Source organism: Streptomyces sp. NPDC032940 (assembly GCF_040636935.1).
In the GTDB taxonomy this organism is placed as follows: Bacteria; Actinomycetota; Actinomycetes; order Streptomycetales; family Streptomycetaceae; genus Streptomyces.
The window spans coordinates 111,335-127,365 of the sequence record NZ_JBEZVJ010000006.1 but is presented as its reverse complement, the minus strand read 5'-3'; the positions used below and the strand labels follow the sequence as shown (position 1 = coordinate 127,365).

General features: G+C 72.0%; 12 protein-coding genes and 1 pseudogene. 6 read left to right on the top strand and 7 right to left on the bottom strand.

Annotation, left to right across the window (positions count from 1 at the left end; translation table 11 throughout):
- Positions 1 to 2: 2 nt before the first annotated feature.
- Positions 3 to 3,629, bottom strand: a complete 3,627-nt coding sequence (locus AB0E77_RS10745) for a TIM-barrel domain-containing protein (RefSeq protein ID WP_361568550.1) — start codon at positions 3,627 to 3,629, stop codon at positions 3 to 5.
- Positions 3,630 to 3,879: 250 nt separating this feature from the next.
- On the opposite strand from AB0E77_RS10745, the gene AB0E77_RS10740 reads away from it, so the two are divergent.
- The gene (locus tag AB0E77_RS10740) at positions 3,880 to 4,152 is read left to right on the top strand and encodes a hypothetical protein (RefSeq protein ID WP_361568547.1); all 273 of its coding nucleotides are present in this window, start codon (positions 3,880 to 3,882) and stop codon (positions 4,150 to 4,152) included.
- A 55-nt stretch (positions 4,153 to 4,207) separates the two neighbouring features.
- Here AB0E77_RS10740 and AB0E77_RS10735 read toward each other — a convergent pair whose 3' ends face one another.
- Positions 4,208 to 5,137 carry an SMP-30/gluconolactonase/LRE family protein gene (locus tag AB0E77_RS10735; RefSeq protein WP_361568846.1) on the bottom strand — a complete coding sequence of 310 codons (930 nt, stop codon included), beginning with the start codon at positions 5,135 to 5,137 and terminating at the stop codon, positions 4,208 to 4,210.
- A 122-nt stretch (positions 5,138 to 5,259) separates the two neighbouring features.
- On the opposite strand from AB0E77_RS10735, the gene AB0E77_RS10730 reads away from it, so the two are divergent.
- Positions 5,260 to 5,712, top strand: coding sequence for an Lrp/AsnC family transcriptional regulator (locus AB0E77_RS10730; RefSeq protein WP_361568545.1), 453 nt, complete (start codon positions 5,260 to 5,262; stop codon positions 5,710 to 5,712).
- 91 nt (positions 5,713 to 5,803) lie between these two features.
- Here AB0E77_RS10730 and AB0E77_RS10725 read toward each other — a convergent pair whose 3' ends face one another.
- The 3 genes from AB0E77_RS10725 to AB0E77_RS10715 form a co-directional block, all read right to left on the bottom strand.
- Complete coding sequence (locus AB0E77_RS10725; protein WP_361568542.1) at positions 5,804 to 6,028, bottom strand: hypothetical protein; 225 nt, start codon at positions 6,026 to 6,028, stop codon at positions 5,804 to 5,806.
- A gap of 233 nt (positions 6,029 to 6,261) precedes the next feature.
- Positions 6,262 to 7,437: an acyl-CoA dehydrogenase family protein gene (locus tag AB0E77_RS10720; RefSeq protein WP_361568539.1), complete on the bottom strand. Its 1,176-nt coding sequence runs from the start codon at positions 7,435 to 7,437 to the stop codon at positions 6,262 to 6,264.
- Between the two features lie 29 nt (positions 7,438 to 7,466).
- Complete coding sequence (locus AB0E77_RS10715) at positions 7,467 to 9,041, bottom strand: AMP-binding protein (protein ID WP_361568536.1); 1,575 nt, start codon at positions 9,039 to 9,041, stop codon at positions 7,467 to 7,469.
- 196 nt (positions 9,042 to 9,237) lie between these two features.
- Between AB0E77_RS10715 and AB0E77_RS10710 the strand changes: the two genes are divergently transcribed.
- Positions 9,238 to 9,834: a TetR/AcrR family transcriptional regulator gene (locus tag AB0E77_RS10710; protein ID WP_361568533.1), complete on the top strand. Its 597-nt coding sequence runs from the start codon at positions 9,238 to 9,240 to the stop codon at positions 9,832 to 9,834.
- A gap of 81 nt (positions 9,835 to 9,915) precedes the next feature.
- Here AB0E77_RS10710 and AB0E77_RS10705 read toward each other — a convergent pair whose 3' ends face one another.
- Entirely contained in the window at positions 9,916 to 10,350 is a 435-nt protein-coding gene (locus AB0E77_RS10705; protein ID WP_361568844.1) for a hypothetical protein, read from the bottom strand.
- Between the two features lie 163 nt (positions 10,351 to 10,513).
- Positions 10,514 to 11,539: pseudogene (locus AB0E77_RS10700) on the bottom strand (aldo/keto reductase); the annotation flags it as partial.
- Between the two features lie 131 nt (positions 11,540 to 11,670).
- On the opposite strand from AB0E77_RS10700, the gene AB0E77_RS10695 reads away from it, so the two are divergent.
- The 3 genes from AB0E77_RS10695 (at position 11,671) to AB0E77_RS10685 (ending at position 15,880) form a co-directional block, all read left to right on the top strand.
- Complete coding sequence (locus AB0E77_RS10695; protein ID WP_361568531.1) at positions 11,671 to 12,291, top strand: TetR/AcrR family transcriptional regulator; 621 nt, start codon at positions 11,671 to 11,673, stop codon at positions 12,289 to 12,291.
- A 216-nt stretch (positions 12,292 to 12,507) separates the two neighbouring features.
- Entirely contained in the window at positions 12,508 to 15,051 is a 2,544-nt protein-coding gene (locus AB0E77_RS10690) for a discoidin domain-containing protein (RefSeq protein WP_361568528.1), read from the top strand.
- Positions 15,052 to 15,352: 301 nt separating this feature from the next.
- Positions 15,353 to 15,880 (top strand): hypothetical protein, encoded by a 528-nt coding sequence (locus AB0E77_RS10685; RefSeq protein ID WP_361568525.1) that lies wholly within the window; start codon positions 15,353 to 15,355, stop codon positions 15,878 to 15,880.
- The last annotated feature ends 151 nt before the right edge of the window (positions 15,881 to 16,031 follow it).

Below are 16,031 nucleotides of genomic sequence, written 5' to 3'. Positions count from 1 at the left end.
GGTCAGTTCTGCGTGGCCCGCCAGCGCTGGCGGGCCGCCCCCTCGTCGGCGGCCTGGACGACGAGTCCGTCGGCGCCGGCCGTCAGGGTCAGTCCGCTGTGCCGTGCCTTCAGGGTGAGCGTCCCGTCCTCGGCGGTGACGGTCCACTGCTGGTTGGCGGTGCCGGTGCAGGTGTACTGGACCACCGTGGCTCCGGCGGCCTGTGAGCTGCCGGCCACGTCGGCGCACAGTCCGCTGCCGGCGTTCTTCAGCTGGTAGGTGCCGTCGTCGTTGCGGGTGACGTTCCACTTCTGCGCCGGCGACGTGGAGGCCGCACCGACCCGCAGCGGGCCGGCCTCGGTGTCGCCGGGCGCCTCGAGCCGTTCGTCGCCCCCGGTGTGGCTCAGGGCGTACTGGCCGTCGGGGATCGCCGGGGGCACGACCTCCTCGTCGCCCACGTCGAGGGCGAAGACGTGGACGGCACTGTTCGCCGGCAGGGTGACGGCCGCGACGTCCTTGGCCGGGTCGATGCGCAGCGTCTTGGTGTAGAGGCGGTAGTCGACGGTGTCGTAGGCGGGTCCCGACGGGGTGTTCTTGCCCTTCGTGGTGATCGCGGTCTTCGCCCCGTACCGGTCGGTGGGCAGGCAGCACCAGTTGGGGAAGCCCAGCTTGGCCTCGGTGGTGGTGCCGTCGGTGTAGTGGACGGTCGCCGTCCCCTCGGCGCTGGCGCTGGTCCCGGTGCCGAGGAAGGCCAGTGCGTTGCCCTTCTCGTCGCCGGAGACCTGGATGGTCTGGCCCTGGCCCGTCACGTTGTCGGGGGTGCCCGGCGCGGCGTCGGGCCAGGTGAAGGAGAAGCCGTTCGCCTCGACGGCGGCGCCCGGGGTGACGCCCTTGCCGGCGAGCCGTTCGGCGATGAAGCTGGAGCCGCCGCCGTCGAGGTCGCCGGGCCCCGGGTCGTCCTGCTTCGTCACGCCGACGTTGTCGGCGGCCGAGGCGAGCGAGGGATGCGCCAGGGTGGTGGCGGTCCGGGTGGTCACGGAGTACGTGGTGTGCTGCCGGGTCGTGTACGACGCACGGGCGGAGAGGTCGTACGTGCCCGGGGCGGCGCCCTTCGGGGGTGTCACGGTGAAGCGCGCGGTGAAGGTGTCGCCGTCGGGCAGGGCACGGGTGCCGGTGGGTCCGGCCGCGGCCACCTGCCAGCCCTCGGGGGCGGTGACGGCCGATCCGGTGACGGTGACCGGCTTGCCGGTGCTGTTGGTGACGGCGACGTCGACCTGCTGGGACGTGCCGATGGTGCCGATGGCGGCGGTGCGGGCGTCGAGGGCGACGGCACGGTCCTGGGGGTGTGTGCCGCCGACGGATGCGGCGCCGTCGACGCGCACCGTCGTCGGGTCGCCGGTGGAGACCTCGGCCGTCTTCACATGGACGATCCCGGTGCCGGCGTCGTAGTACCAGCCGGACGGTGCGGCCTGCAGCGCGCGCTCGTCCGCGACCTCCTTCAGCCGTTTCCCGTCGGCGCGGACGCCGGACGGGTCGGTGTCGGTGTGCACGGTCAGGCCGTAGCGCCGCTGGGCGGGCTTGCCGTCGTACGTGCCCCGGAGTGCGCCGATGCGGATGTCCACGGGGCCGCGGCTGCGGGCGTCGGGCGCGCTCACGGTGATGCGCTGCGTGGCCGACTCGCCCTCGGCAGCGGCCCGGGTGCGGCCGTCGTCCTCGTAGAGGGTGAAGGCGGAGTCGCCCTCGGGGTAGAGGTCGAGGTCGAGACGGCCCGACTTCTTGCCCTGCGCCCAGTCGGTGGTGCCCTCGGGGAACATGGGCACGATCGCGCCGGCCCGCACGAAGAGCGGAAGGGTGTCCAGCGGTGCCTGGTAGCCGTCCAGGGTCCGGCCGCCCTCGTACACGCGGCCGGTCCAGTAGTCCACCCAGCGGCCCTCGGGCAGGTGGATGCCGTCGCGGACGTCGCTGTCCTCGTAGACGGGGGCGACCAGGAGGTCGTCGCCGGCGAGGAACTCGTACTTGGCCTTGTCACCCCAAGTTGCCGGGTCGTCCGGGTAGTTGAGGTACAGGGGACGGGTGGGGCCGACGCCGGTCCTCGAGGCGTTCGCCAGGTGGGTGTAGAGGTAGGGCAGCAGCCGCTCGTGCAGCAGCAGGTACTTCTTGTTGATCGCGGTGTAGGGCGCGCCGTACCGCCAGGGCTGCTTGTCGCTCGCCGCCCAGCCGCTCATGGCGTACGTCATCGGCAGCAGCATCTTCCACTGGAGGTCGCGCACATAGGTCTCGGCGCTGCCGCCGAAGATGCCGTCGACGTCGCCGGTGGTGACGGGCTGGCCGGACATGGTGGAACCGGCGTAGGTGGGGATCTGCCAGCGGATGTAGTCCCACGAGCCGGACTGGTCGCCGCTCCACATCGCGCCGCAGCGCTGGGTGCCGGCCCAGCCCTCGACGGTGAGCACGGTCGCGCGGTCGGCGCTGTGCTCCTCGATGCCGTCCCGGGCCTTCTCGCAGGCGTCCAGGGCGAAGCGGTAGCCGGGGCCGACCCAGGCGACGTCGGTCTTGCGGACGCGCACGCCGGCGGCGACCTCGGACTCCTGCTCGGTCAGGTCGGCCTCGGTCCACAGGCCGAGTTCGGCACCGTTTCCGTGCAGCATGTCGCCGGTCGCGGGGAGGTCCTCGTAGCCGCAGCCGTAGCCGTCGTTGACCAGCATCCAGCCGAGCGGCATGCCCTCGCGGGCGTAACCGTCGGCGATCGCGCGGGAGTCGCGCAGGGTCTCGCGTTCGCCGCGGTTGGCGTTGTGGAGATAGCAGTCGGCGTCGCCGAGTTCCATGGCGTACATCGGCAGCAGGGCGGGGCGGCCGGTGAGTTCGGTGTAGCCGTCGATGACCTGCTTGGCGTCGCCGACGAAGTAGTAGGCGTCGAAGCGCTGTTCCTGGTGGGTGGTGCGCACGGGTGCGCCGAAGTCGTAGCGGCCGGGCGCGAAGGTGTTGCGCAGGACGCCGTAGCCGTTGCTGGAGAGGTAGAAGGGCGCCGCGTTCGGGTTGCCGCCGTCGTTCCAGTCGTAGTCGCGGCTGATGTCGATGCTCTGACCGCGGTGGCTGAAGCGGCCGTTCTGCATGCCGCCGCCGAAGAACTGCTCCTGGGCGCCCTGTCCCAGGGTCTGCGCGGTGCCGTCGGCGGACCAGGACAGCGGCGCGGTCTCCCGCCACAGCTGCTTGCCGTGCTCGTCGGCGAGGGCCAGCGTGACAGGCGACTTGGTGACCGTGAGGGTCGCCTCGTCGGTGCGGACGACGTAGGCGTCGCGGGTCTCGGTGTGTCTCGAGTGGGCGCCCTTGTAGTCGGTCTTGACGACGATGTCGGCGTCGGGCGCGGTGGGGTCCGCGGGGTCGTCGTTCGCCGGGTCGGTGAAGTCTCCGTCGGGGGCGAGGCGTACGCGCAGGAGGTCGTCGTCGGGGAAGCTGATGCGGAGCCTCGCGTCGCCCGAGCTGACGGTGTAGGTGTCGCCGTCCGCGGTGAAGCCGGTGGCCTCGCCGAGCCGGCCGTCGGCGGCGGCGGCGGATGCGTCACGGGCGCCCGCGTATGCCGGCACCGCGGCCGTGAGCAGCGCCGCCGCCAGGGCGGCGGCGAGCAGACGTGCTCGGGACTGACCGTTCATGGTGCCCTCCGGGGTCGTCGGCGCTGCGGCCCGCGTGCGCGCGGGGGCGACGGACGCGTCCCGAGGCAACAGGCATGACACAGCAGGCATTTCGGGCAGGACGACGGCACTCCCCCGGTGAGCTGTCCGCGTCACCGCCGGAGCACTGCCGGTGCACGACTCTGGCGGGCCCGGCCAGGGGATGTCAATACGTGCTCGATACAAAGCCGTTTCGAGCAGTTCCGAGCACACACCCTTGCATGCCGGTCCGGTGGACGGTCCGCGCCGCGCGGGGCAGATGCTCCGGGCGCACCCGACAGAGGCGGTGCGGTTCCCGTCGGACGCCCCCGCCCGGATCCGGGCGGACTCACACCTCGACGTGCCGAAGGCGCTGGAGAAGCACGGGGAGGACGGGGCGGGCGGATCGGCCCTCGCGCCCGATCCGGTGGCCGCGTCCGGTCATCCGTACCCGGTGCGCGCGGCGCGGCCGCACCACGGGGCGCGGCCGCGCTTCATCGCCCAGCAACCTCAGGACACCCCGTGACCGGACGGGGACGGCAGCGGCCCCGGCACCGGACAGGCGTCCCCACGCATGACCTTCACCGTGCTGCCGCGTCCAGCCACGGCTGGTGTCCCGGCCCGGTCGGGTGGGTGCCCGTGGCCCCCATGACCAGGGAGTAGAGGCTGGTCTCCGCCGTGATGAACAGGCGGTTGCGCTTGGCTCCGCCCCAGGCGATGTTGGAGACCGCCTCGGGCACGTCGAGCCGCCCGATGAGCGTGCCGTCGGGGTCGTAGCAGTGCACTCCGTCGTGCATGGCGGCGGCCCAGAGCCGGCCCCCGTCGTCGAAGCGGAGATTGTCGAAGCGCGCGTTCGCGCGGCCGGCGGTTTCGGCGAAGACCTTGCCCTCGGACAGGGTGCCGTTCTCGCGTACGTCGAAGACCAGGATGCGGCCGGCCCGGGTGTCGGAGACGAAGAGCTGCTGCTCGTCGGCCGAGAAGACCAGCCCGTTGGGGGCCGCGAAGCAGTCGGCGACCAGGCGCACTTCGCCGCTGTCCGGGTCGATGCGGTAGACGTTGTTGGCGCCGATCTCGCTCTCGGCACGGTGGCCCTCGTAGTCGCTGGTGATACCGAAGTCCGGGTCGGAGAACCAGATCGAGCCGTCGGACTTCACGGCCGCGTCGTTCGGGCTGTTCAGGCGCTTGCCCTGCCAGCGGTCGGCCAGCACGGTGCGGCTGCCGTCGTGTTCGGTCCTGGTGACCCGGCGGTTGCCCTGTTCGCAGGTGATCAGCCGCCCCTGCCGGTCGAGGGTGTTGCCGTTGGTGTGCCCGGCGGAGCGGCGGAAGACGCCGACCTCGCCGGTCTCCTCGTCCCAGCGCAGCATCCGGTCGTTGGGGATGTCGCTCCAGACCAACTGCCGCCAGGCGGGCACGTAGATCGGCCCTTCGGCCCACCGGCAACCGGTGGCCAGCACCTCGAGGCCCGCGTCCCCGTTCATGCACCGGCCGGTACGGAACCGGTCGTCGAACATTTCGTACAGCTCGTCGGCCACGACTCTCCCCTTGTCCTCGCCAGTGCCGAATCACATGCGGCACATCGGCAAGATTGGTGGATCGGATATGGTCCGATCAAGCAGAAGCCGAATGGAGAGTCGTGGATCACATCGATCGCGTCCTGCTGGAGCTGCTCCAGCAGGACGCCACCCAGTCCTACGCCGCTCTGGGTCAGGCAGTCGGCCTGTCGGCGGGAGCCGCCCACGAACGGGTTCGCAAGCTGCGCTCGCGCGGCGTCATCCGGCGCACGGTCGCCGAGGTGGACCCGGCGGCGGTGGGCGGCGGCGTCCTGGCCTACGTGACGGTCGACTCGACCGCGTGGATGGGTGATTCCTCGGCGGGCTTCGCCGCGATTCCCGAGATACTCGAGGCGCACATCACGGCCGGCAGCGCCTCGGTGCTGGTGAAGGTCAGGACCGCGACCACCGAGCAACTCCAGGACGTGCTCCGTCGCATCTACGCGATCGACGGCGTCAGCGGGACGCAGGCCACCGTCGTCCTGGAGACCTTCTTCGAGCGGCCCGTCTCCCCTGGGGCCGCCGAGCAGCGCTGACCCTCGGGCCGTGTCACGGTCGCCCGCAAGCCACGAGCGCGGACCTCGATCCCTCCACTCGATTCGCCGCCACGCGGTCGCGGCGCCCGTGTCAGAACAGGCGTTCCTGCGCACCGGCCGGGCTGGCGCGCGGCCGTTCCCGGCGTCGGACGGTCCGCTCGGGAGCCGTGTCCCCGAACAGGGGAGCCGTGCCGTACTCGTCCGGCTCGGCCGGTACGGCGGTGGGACCGGTGCCCACGTTCAGCCGCAGCGGGGCTTCCCGGTCGAAGTCCCCCGGGGTCATCGCCGTCCACTCCCGGTCCTGCCGCTCACCCACGCACCGCACCCCTCTCCCGTCGCGAGCCGCGGTCGCCGCCGCTCGGCCTGTCATGAGGGATTCTGCCCGGTCGTCGCCCCGTCGCAACGGGCGCGTCGGCCGTGACGGGGCTCCGCCCGCCGGCGGGGCCCCGCGAGGGCGTGCCCGCCCGCCCACCGCGCACCCGTCGCTGTGACGGCAGAGACGCCCGACGGCACGTCGGGACCTGTACGGGGGCGCCCGGCGTCCACCAGTCAGGACAGGGTCGCCAGGCCCTTGGCGATGCCGTTGCGCTGGATCTCCGAGGTGCCGGTCAGCACCCGGAACATCCGCATCCTGCGGAAGAGGTACTCGATCTCGTGTCCCTGGGTGAGGCCGTCCTTGCCGTGGATCTGCACCGCCTCGTCGAGGAGCCGGAACACCGACTCGGCGACGAAGAGCTTGCACATGAACGCCTCGGTGCGCACGTCGTCGCCGCGGTCGAGGGCGGCCAGCGCGGCGTAGGTCATGGACCGGGCCGCGTAGAGGTCGGCGGCCATGTCGGCGAGCTTGTGCTGTATGGCCTGGAGGGCGAGCAACGGCTTGCCGTTCACGGTGCGGGTGAGGGCGCGGTCCCGGGTGAGCCGGAGGGCGCGGCGGCCGGCGCCGATGGCCGACGGGCAGTGCAGGAGGCGGTTGACGGTCACCCGTCCCAGGGCGATGCGCAGGCCCTTGCCCTCCTCCCCCAGCAGATTGGCCGCGGGCACCCGGCAGTCGTCGAGGACGATGTCGCTCTCGATGTGCTCGCCGGACATCGGGGTGGCGCCCTCGGTGACGGTGCAGCCGGGGCTGTCGAGGTCGACGAGGAAGGCGGAGTACGACTCCTCGGTCTCCGCCATGCGCGCCACGACGATGGCGAAGTCGGCGAAGGGCCCGGCCGAGCTGAACACCTTGTGTCCGGTGAGCCGGTAGCCGTCGCCGTCGCGGACGGCGGTGGTGCGCATGGCGCGGACGTCGGACCCGGCGTCCGCCTCGGTGAGGGAGAAGCAGCAGGCGCGTTCGCCGCGGACCAGGGGCAGGAGGTAGGTGTCGAGCTGGTGGGGGGTGGCGTGGCGGAGGATGTCTCCGGCGCGCAGCGGGCCGCCCATGTCGCCGAGGACGCTGTGGCCGAGCACACGCCCACTGGCCGCGACCTCCTCCTTGAGGACGGCCAGTTCGGTGTACGTCAGGGCCTGGCCGCCGTACTCCTCGGGGAGGTGGATGCCGTAGAAGCCGAGCTCCCGGCAGCGTTTCCACACCGGCTCCAGGTCGGAGCGGGTGAGGCGGGAGGCGTGGGTGATGCCGTTGTCCCGTTCGTACGGGGCGAGTTCGTCGTCCAGATAGGCGCGCAGGCGGGTGACGAGGCCGGCGAGCCGGGGGTCTTCGGGTACGGGGCTGAAGGAGAAGGTCATGGCGGGGTGCTCCGGGTCGTCGGTTCGGTTCAGTGCACGCGGCGGGTGGCGTGCGCCCAGTACGGTTCGCGGACGGCCTTGCGGTCGAGCTTGCCGTTGCGGTTGTGCGGGAGTCCGGCCACGAAGTCGACGGAGCGCGGCTTCTTGAAGCGGTCCAGGCGCCGGCCGCAGAAGTCGGTGAGTTCGTCGGCGGTGACCTGTGCGCCGGGCCGGGTGACGACGACGGCCTTGACGGCCTCGCCCCACTTCTCGTCCGGGACGCCGACCACGCAGGCCTCCTGGACGGCGGGGTGTTCGTACAGGACGGTCTCGACCTCGGTGCTGTAGATGTTGAAACCGCCGGAGATGATCATGTCCTTCTTGCGGTCGACGAGGAACAGATAGCCGTCCTCGCGCATCCAGGCGAGGTCGCCGGTGTGCACCCAGCCGTCGCGGAAGGTCTGGGCGGTCAGTTCCGGTGCCCGCCAGTACCGGCTGACGCAGTCGGGGCCGCGCACGATGATCTCGCCGATCTCGCGGGGCGGGACGGAATCGCCCTGCTCGTCGACGACCCTGACCTCGGTGTCGTAGGCGGCCCGGCCGCAGGACTGGAGCAGTTCGGGGTCCTCGGCGACGGCCCGGGCGATGTCGGCGCCGGACAGGCCGGCGACGACGCTGGTGGTCTCGGCCAGGCCGTAGCCCTGCGCGACGACGGGGCCGAACAGGGCGACGGCGTCGCGCAGGCGCTGCGGGGAGACGGGAGCTCCGCCGACGCGCACGCTGGTGAGGCTGGACAGGTCGCGGTCGCCGGCGCCGGGGTGGGCGAGGACGGTGTTGAGCATCGCGGGGACCAGGAACGTGGCGGTGATGCGTTCGCGTTCCACGGTGTCGAGGAACGCCTGCGGGCTCCAGCTCGGCAGGACGTGCGTGGTGGAGCCGCCGAAGACACCGGCCAGCAGGACCATGCCGGTGGCGTGGGTGATGGGTCCGCAGGCGAGATAGCGGGTGTCGGGCCGGGGGCGCGACTCGTCGGTCATGAGGGTCTTGCGCATGTTGGCGAGCCGGTTGCCGAAGGTCTGCACCGCCGCCTTGAGCGAACCCGTCGATCCCGAGGTGAAGTTGAGGACGGCGGGCGCGTCGTCGGTGACGTCGACGGCCACGGGCCCGGCGTCGCCCTCGGACAGCAGGTCCTCGTACGGCAGGGGCCGGCCGGCGGTCCCGCCGGTGCCCTTCTCGGCGTCCAGCGCGACCGGCACGCAGTCGGTGCCCGCCGCGGCCAGGACCGCCAGGGCGTCCTCGCGGTGGGCCTCGTCGAAGACCAGGACGCGCACCGGGGCGTCGCGCAGGATGTGCTCGATCTCGCCCCGGCCCAGGCGGGCGTTGACCGGGACCCGGATCAGTCCGGCCTTGTACAGGGCGAACTCGACCTCGACGAGTTCCCCCCGGTTCCAGCCGAGGCAGGCGACGGCGTCGTCCGGGCCGAGTCCGCGCCGCACCAGCGCGGAGGCCAGCCGGTTGGCGCGCTCCTCCAGGTGTGCGTAGGTCCAGGTGCGGTCCTCGCAGACCAGTGCGGCGTGTTCGGGCCAGTGGCGGGCGCTGCGGGTGAGATAGATGCCGAGGTTCACCGACGGACTCCTGTGCGGGTGGGAACGGTGGGCGGTCCAGGGCGGCTCAGCTGGGGGAGCCCACACTGGACTGGTTGATTGTTTCCAGACAGACTGTTCGGTAACACTTCACCTGTCAAGAGTCCGTAGACTGGCTGCCGCCCGGGACACGTGCCGCCGGGCCGCAGCGGACCGGCTAGGGAGACGGACGACGGGGATGGCCGAGGACAGACGCATCCGCAAGACACGCAGGGCGCTGCGCGACGCCCTGGTGCACCTCGTGCTGGAGAGGGGTTTCACGGCGCTGAGCGTCGAGGACATCACCCAGCGCGCCGACGTGGCGCGCGCGACCTTCTACAGCCACTTCCGCGACAAGGACGAGCTGTTCGCCCGGGTCACCCGCGATCTGCTGGACGAGCTCGACGAGCGGCTGCGGCCGGTGGTGACGGAGAACAGCGTGGGCTTCACCGGCAAGCCGGTGCTGGAGATGCTGCGGCACGCCCGGGAGGAGCGCGATCTGTACCGGATCGTGCTGCGGGGCGAGGGGGACGGCAAGCCGCTGCGGATGTTCATGGACTCGTGCGCGCGGGTCGCCGCGGAGGAGTTCCGGGGGCGCTCCGAGCGCAACGACGTCAAGCCGCGCATCGACGCCGGACTACTGGCCCGGGCCTGGGTCGGCGAGCAGGTGTCGGTGCTCCAGTGGTGGGTCGAGCACGAGATCCCGCCGATGCCGGCCGAGGAGGTCGTCCGCATGCTCCTCGACCTCGCCCTGCGCGGCCGCTACTGGGCCACGGGCTTCGACCGGCCCGCCTGAGCCGGAACCCGCCACGGCCGGCCGTCCGTCACCGGACGTCCTGCCCATCGGCCTTCTCACCGATCGGCCCGGCTCGGTCGATCAGGCGGCGCGCACGCGGCCCCCGACCGCGCGGAGAGGGGCGGCCGGGGTGCGGGGGGCACTGACCCGGTAGGTCGTCCTCGCCGGGTCGGCCAGGGGGTCGCCGAGCGTGATCCGCCCGGCGGCGTGCAGCGCGTCGCACTCGGCGGTCGGCAGCGCGACATAGCAACCCCCCTTGCCCGTGGCGGAGTCCAGCGGCCGCCAGTAGCTGTACCTGCGCCGTCCGCCGTCCCGGACGGTGACGAACACGGGGGTGCGCGCGTCGGAGACGATCCGCAGGACCTCGGCCTGCGCGGGACTGAGGGGGCCGCACGGTCGGGACCGGCGCCGCCCCGGGGCGGGCGCGGCACCGAGGGGCGGGACGGCACCGAGCCGGGCCGGGCGGCCGGTCGCGCGCGGGGCGGCGGTCTGCGGGGACGGGGCGGTGGGCGGCATCGGCGTGGCCTTTCCAGGTCAGTGACTCGAGACCGCCTACCCGGTCCGGCCGGTGTTGATCTCGCTTCCGCCCGCATTCTTCAGTACGGCACTGACAATTCCCCTGCGCGGCGCGCCCGTTGCGACCGTCAGCCCTGGGACGGGGCCGCACCCGCCGTCGCCAGGGGGGGTTGAGACGGGCGAAGCCCTCCTGCCGCTCGTAGGGGAAGTGGGGGTAGGGGGCGGGCTTGGCGCTCGCGGCGTCGAGGCGGGCCGCCTGGTCCTCGGTCAGGGACCAGCCGACGGCACCCAGATTCTGCCGGAGCTGCTGCTCGTTGCGGGCTCCGATGAGGACCGAGGAGACGGTCGGGCGCCGCAGCAGCCAGTTGATGGCGATCTGGGGGACGGTCCTGCCGGTCTCCTCGGCGACAGCCTCGAGCGCGTCCACCACCCGGTAGAGGTGCTCGTCCTCCACCGGCGGGCCGTAATCGGCCGTGGCGTGCAGCCGGCTGCCGGCGGGCAGCGGCCGGCCTCGGCGGATGCGGCCCGTCAGGCGCCCCCAGCCCAGGGGGCTCCAGACGACGGCCCCGACGCCCTCCTCGACCCCCAGCGGCATGAGCTCCCACTCGTAGTCGCGCCCGACGAGGGAGTAGTAGACCTGGTGGGCCGCGTAACGCTGGTATCCGTGCCGGTCGGCGTCGGCCAGCGACTTCATCAGCTGCCATCCGCTGAAGTTGGAGACGCCGGTGTAGCGGAGCTTCCCGGCGCTGACGAGGTCGTCGAGGGTGGACAGCACCTCGTGGACCGGGGTCCGCGCGTCGTAGGCGTGCAGCTGGAAGAGGTCGATGTAGTCGGTGCCGAGCCGGCGCAGGGCATCGTCGACCGCCCTGATCAGACGCGTCCGCGAGGTGCCCGCGTCGGCCGGTCCGTCACCGGTCGGCAGGCCGGCCTTGGTGGAGAGGATCACCTGGTCCCGGCGCCCCTTGATCGCGGCGCCGAGCACTTCCTCCGACGCTCCGGCGGAGTAGACGTCGGCGGTGTCGAACATGGTCACCCCCGCCTCCAGGCAGATGTCGACCAGCCGGCGCGCCTGCGCCTCGTCCGTGTCGCCCCATGCGCCGAAGAGCTCCCCGCGCCCGCCGAAGGTGCCCGCACCGAAGCTCAGCGCCGGGACCATGAGCCCGGACGCGCCCAGTCGCCTGTATTCCATCGTCGTATCCCCTCGTGAGGCCGTTCCGCCGGCGGAGCGGCAGGACGGCAGCGACTTAACGGGATGTGCGTTCCGTTAAGATGCCGCCAGGCTAGCACCGAACGAGCCGCTAATGGAACAGGAGTACCGTTATGACGTCCGAGAGCGTGGAGCCGGGCACCGTCCGCCCCGGTGGCCGCACGGCCCGGGTGCGGTCCGCCGTACTGACGGCGGCCGGCGACGCACTGGCCGAGCACGGACTGGCCGGACTGGACCTCGCCGACGTGGCCCGTCGCGCCGAGGTCGGCAGGACCACGGTCTACCGGCGCTGGGGCACCCCGGCCAACCTGGTCGCGGACCTGCTCACCGACATGGCCGAGCAGTCGCTCCCGCGCACGGACACGGACACGGGCAGCCTCTCCGGCGATCTGCGCGCCAACGCCCGCCTCGTCCAGCGGACGCTGGCCGACGCGCGGCAGGGCGCGCTGTTCAAGGCGGTGATCGCCGCCGCCACCTGTGACGCACAGGCGGCTGCCGCCCTTCGCCGCTTCTACGACACCCGCGTCTCGGAGTGGGAGCCGTGCGTGCGGCAGGCCGTCGAGCGCGGCGAGCTGCCCGAGGACACCGACACGCGCGAGGTGATCCGCGCGGTCTCCGCCCCCCTGTACTACCGCCTGCTCACCACCGGCGAGCCGCTCGACGAGGCCGCGGCGGACCGCGCCGCGGAGGCGGCGGAGGCGGCGGCCCGGGCGGGGGCTTTCGCGACGACCTGAAGCCGAGGAGAGGGAGGAGCGCGGGGAGCCGAGGCGGCCGCCGGACTTTTTCCCTCGTCCGAAGCCTTGCCCGATCGACTTCTCACCACTTAAATCACGTCTTGAACTAAGCGGCCTCACAAAGCCGTTCGAGTCAGCAGCCCCTTCCGGCAGCCCCGCCGGGAGGGCCTCTTCGACGTTCCCGCTCCCCCGTCCGCACCCGCAGAAAGCGCACGCATGAGACTCAGATCCCTGGGTGTCGCGCTCGCCGCCACGGCGGCGCTCGTCACCCTTCCCGCACCCATGTCGGCCTCCGCGGCCGACACCCCCCTCTCCCAGGGCCGCACGGTCACGGCCTCGTCCAGCGAGAACGCCGGCACGGCCCCCGGCAACGCCGTCGACGGCGACACCGGCACGCGCTGGTCGTCGGCCGCGAGCGACGACCAGTGGCTGCAGGTCGACCTCTGCGCCACGGCCTCCGTCACCCGGATCGTCCTCGACTGGGAGGCCGCGTACGGCAAGGACTACCGGATCCAGCTCTCCCCGGACGGCACCACCTGGACCGACGTGAAGACGGTGACCGGCGGCGACGGCGGCACCGACACCCTGGACGTCTCCGGACAGGGCCGCTACGTCCGCCTGCAGGGCGTCCACCGGGCCACTCCCTGGGGCTACTCGCTGTGGGAGTTCCAGGTCTTCGGCACCACCGGCGGAACGACGCCCGGTGCGTGCGGCACGGACAACGCTGCCCGCGGAAAGTCCGCCTCCGCGTCCTCCGTGGAGAACGCCGGAACCCCCGCCTCCGCCGCCTTCGACGGCGATGCCGGCACCCGCTGGTCCAGCCAGGCGTCCGACCCGCAGTGGGTGCAGGTCGACCTGGGTTCGGTGCAGGACCTGTGCAAGGTCGACCTGAACTGGGAGGCCGCGTACGCCAAGGAGTTCCGCATCGAGGCCTCCTCGGACGGACAGAGCTGGCACACCCTCAAGAGCGTGACCGGGGCCACCGGCGGCAAGGCCTCCTACGACGTCAGCGGCTCGGGCCGCTACGTCCGCGTCCAGGGCACGGTCCGCGCGACCGGCTACGGCTACTCACTGTGGGAGGTCGCCGTCCACACCGGCACGACCGGCACGCCCCCGGTCGAGGGCGGCGGCGACCTCGGCCCGAACGTCATCGTCGTGGACCCCTCCACGCCGAACCTCCAGCAGAAGTTCGACCAGGTCTTCGCCCAGCAGGAGTCGAGCCAGTTCGGCAGCGGGCGCTACCAGTTCCTGCTGAAGCCGGGCACCTACAACGGCATCAACGCCCAACTGGGTTTCTACACCTCCGTCTCCGGGCTCGGCCTCAACCCGGACGACACGCAGATCAACGGTGACATCACCGTGGACGCGGGCTGGTTCAACGGCAACGCCACCCAGAACTTCTGGCGTTCGGCCGAGAACCTCGCCATCACGCCGTCCAACGGCACCGACCGCTGGGCCGTCGCGCAGGCCGCCCCGTTCCGCCGCATCCACGTCAAGGGCGGCCTCAACCTCGCCCCCAACGGCTACGGCTGGGCCTCCGGCGGCTACATCGCCGACTCCAAGATCGACGGCACCGTCGGCCCGTACTCGCAGCAGCAGTGGTACACCCGCGACAGCTCGGTCGGCGGCTGGACCAACGGCGTCTGGAACATGACCTTCACGGGCGTCGAGGGCGCGCCGGCGAGCAACTTCGAGACCGGTCCGTACACCACGCTCGACACCACGCCCATCTCGCGCGAGAAGCCGTTCCTCTACCTGGACGGCAGCGAGTACAAGGTACGGGTGCCCGCCAAGCGGACCAACTCACGCGGTGTCTCCTGGCCGGCGAACGCCGGTGGCACCTCGCTGCCGCTCAGCCAGTTCTACGTGGTCAGGCCGGGCGCGACGGCGGCGACCATCAACGCCGCCCTCGACCAGGGCCTCAACCTGCTGTTCACGCCGGGTGTGTACCACGTCGACCGGACCATCGAGGTCGACCGGGCGAACACCGTCGTGCTGGGCCTCGGCCTGGCCACGATCATTCCGGACAACGGCGTCGACGCCATGCACGTGGCGGACGTCGACGGCGTGAGGCTCGCGGGCTTCCTGATCGACGCCGGTCCGGCGAACTCCGACACGCTGCTGCGGATCGGGACGCCCGGCGCGAGCGCCGACCACGCCGCCAACCCCACCACCATGCAGGACGTCTTCATCCGCATCGGCGGCGCGGGGCCGGGCAGGGCGACCGACTCCGTCGTGATCGAGAGCGACGACGTGATCATCGACCACACCTGGATCTGGCGGGCCGACCACGGCGAGGGCGTCGGCTGGGAGACCAACCGGGCCGACTACGGTCTGCGCGTCAACGGCGACGACGTTCTCGCGACGGGGCTGTTCGTGGAGCACTTCAACAAGTACGACGTGTACTGGAGCGGGGAGCGCGGCCGGACGATCTTCTTCCAGAACGAGAAGGCGTACGACGCCCCCAACGCGGCCGCCGTCACCCACGACGGCATCGTGGGCTACGCCGCCTACAAGGTCGCCGACTCGGTGAACGAGCACGAGGCCGTGGCGCTGGGCAGTTACTGCAACTACACGTCCGACGACACGATCGTCCAGCACCACGGGTTCCAGGTGCCGGTCAAGCCGGGCGTCAGGATGCGCCATCTGATGGTGATCTCCCTGGGCGGCAAGGGCCAGTACGCGCACGTGATCAACGACACCGGCGCTCCGACGTCGGGGACGGACACCGTGCCGTCCAAGGTCACCCAGTTCCCGTGACCGACGGGTGAACGACGTGGCCGTGCGCCCGGGACCACATGTCCCGGGCGCACGGCCCGTTGCCGGCGGGCACCCGGAATCCGCCATTGCCGCCGGCCGGCGGATGCGGCCGGGCGGTGCGGCGCGGTCCGCGGCGGGGCCGGTGCCCGTACGGCCCTGTCGTGCGCGAACGCCGGACGCCACCCGTTGTGACGACGCCGTCACACTTCCTTCACCGGGCGCACACTTCCGGCCGGGCCGTGTTCCCGCTGCTCCCGGCGGTACAGACGACTCGCGGGAGCCGTGCCTAGTCTCCCGGGCCATGCGATCCACACGAACGAGACGCTTCTCTCTCGCCACGATCATCGCCCTCGCCCTCGCCCTGTTCGGCCTGGCGCCCTCCGCGAGCGCCGCCGACCCGGCCCCGGCCGAGCTGACGTTCAGCACCGACGCGGCGACCACTCAGCCGGGCGGCGCGGTGAACCTGTCGATGACGATCAAGAACAACAAGACGTACGACATCTGGTTCGTGTACCAGACGATCGACCCGACCTGGCTGACCACCCAGCGCCCCGACCTCAAGTACAGCTTCACCGGCTGCAGTCTGGCGGCGGAGAACGGGGCCGTGCCGTGCAGCGGGACCGGACCGGCCGACCTGGGCGCCAACTACGGTGCCACCATCCCGCCCGGCCAGAGCCGGACCGTCACGCTGACGCTGCAGGTCGCCGCCGACTCCGGCTGCAACGGCAACATCGGCTTCTACTCGTACTACTACGCCGAGTTCAGCGACAGCACGAGCGTCAACGGCGGCCCGGTCTACACGCCGGAGACCCGCGTCCTGTGCGCCTGACCGCACCCCTCCCCGCACATTGAGCACCGGCGGCGGCCGGCCCCACGACGGGCCGGCCGCCGTCGCCGTACGCATCGCGGTGACCTGATCTCGCACCACGCCCGACCGCCCGACTGGTGCAGACCTCTGGCACCCAGAGACGTCGGAATAT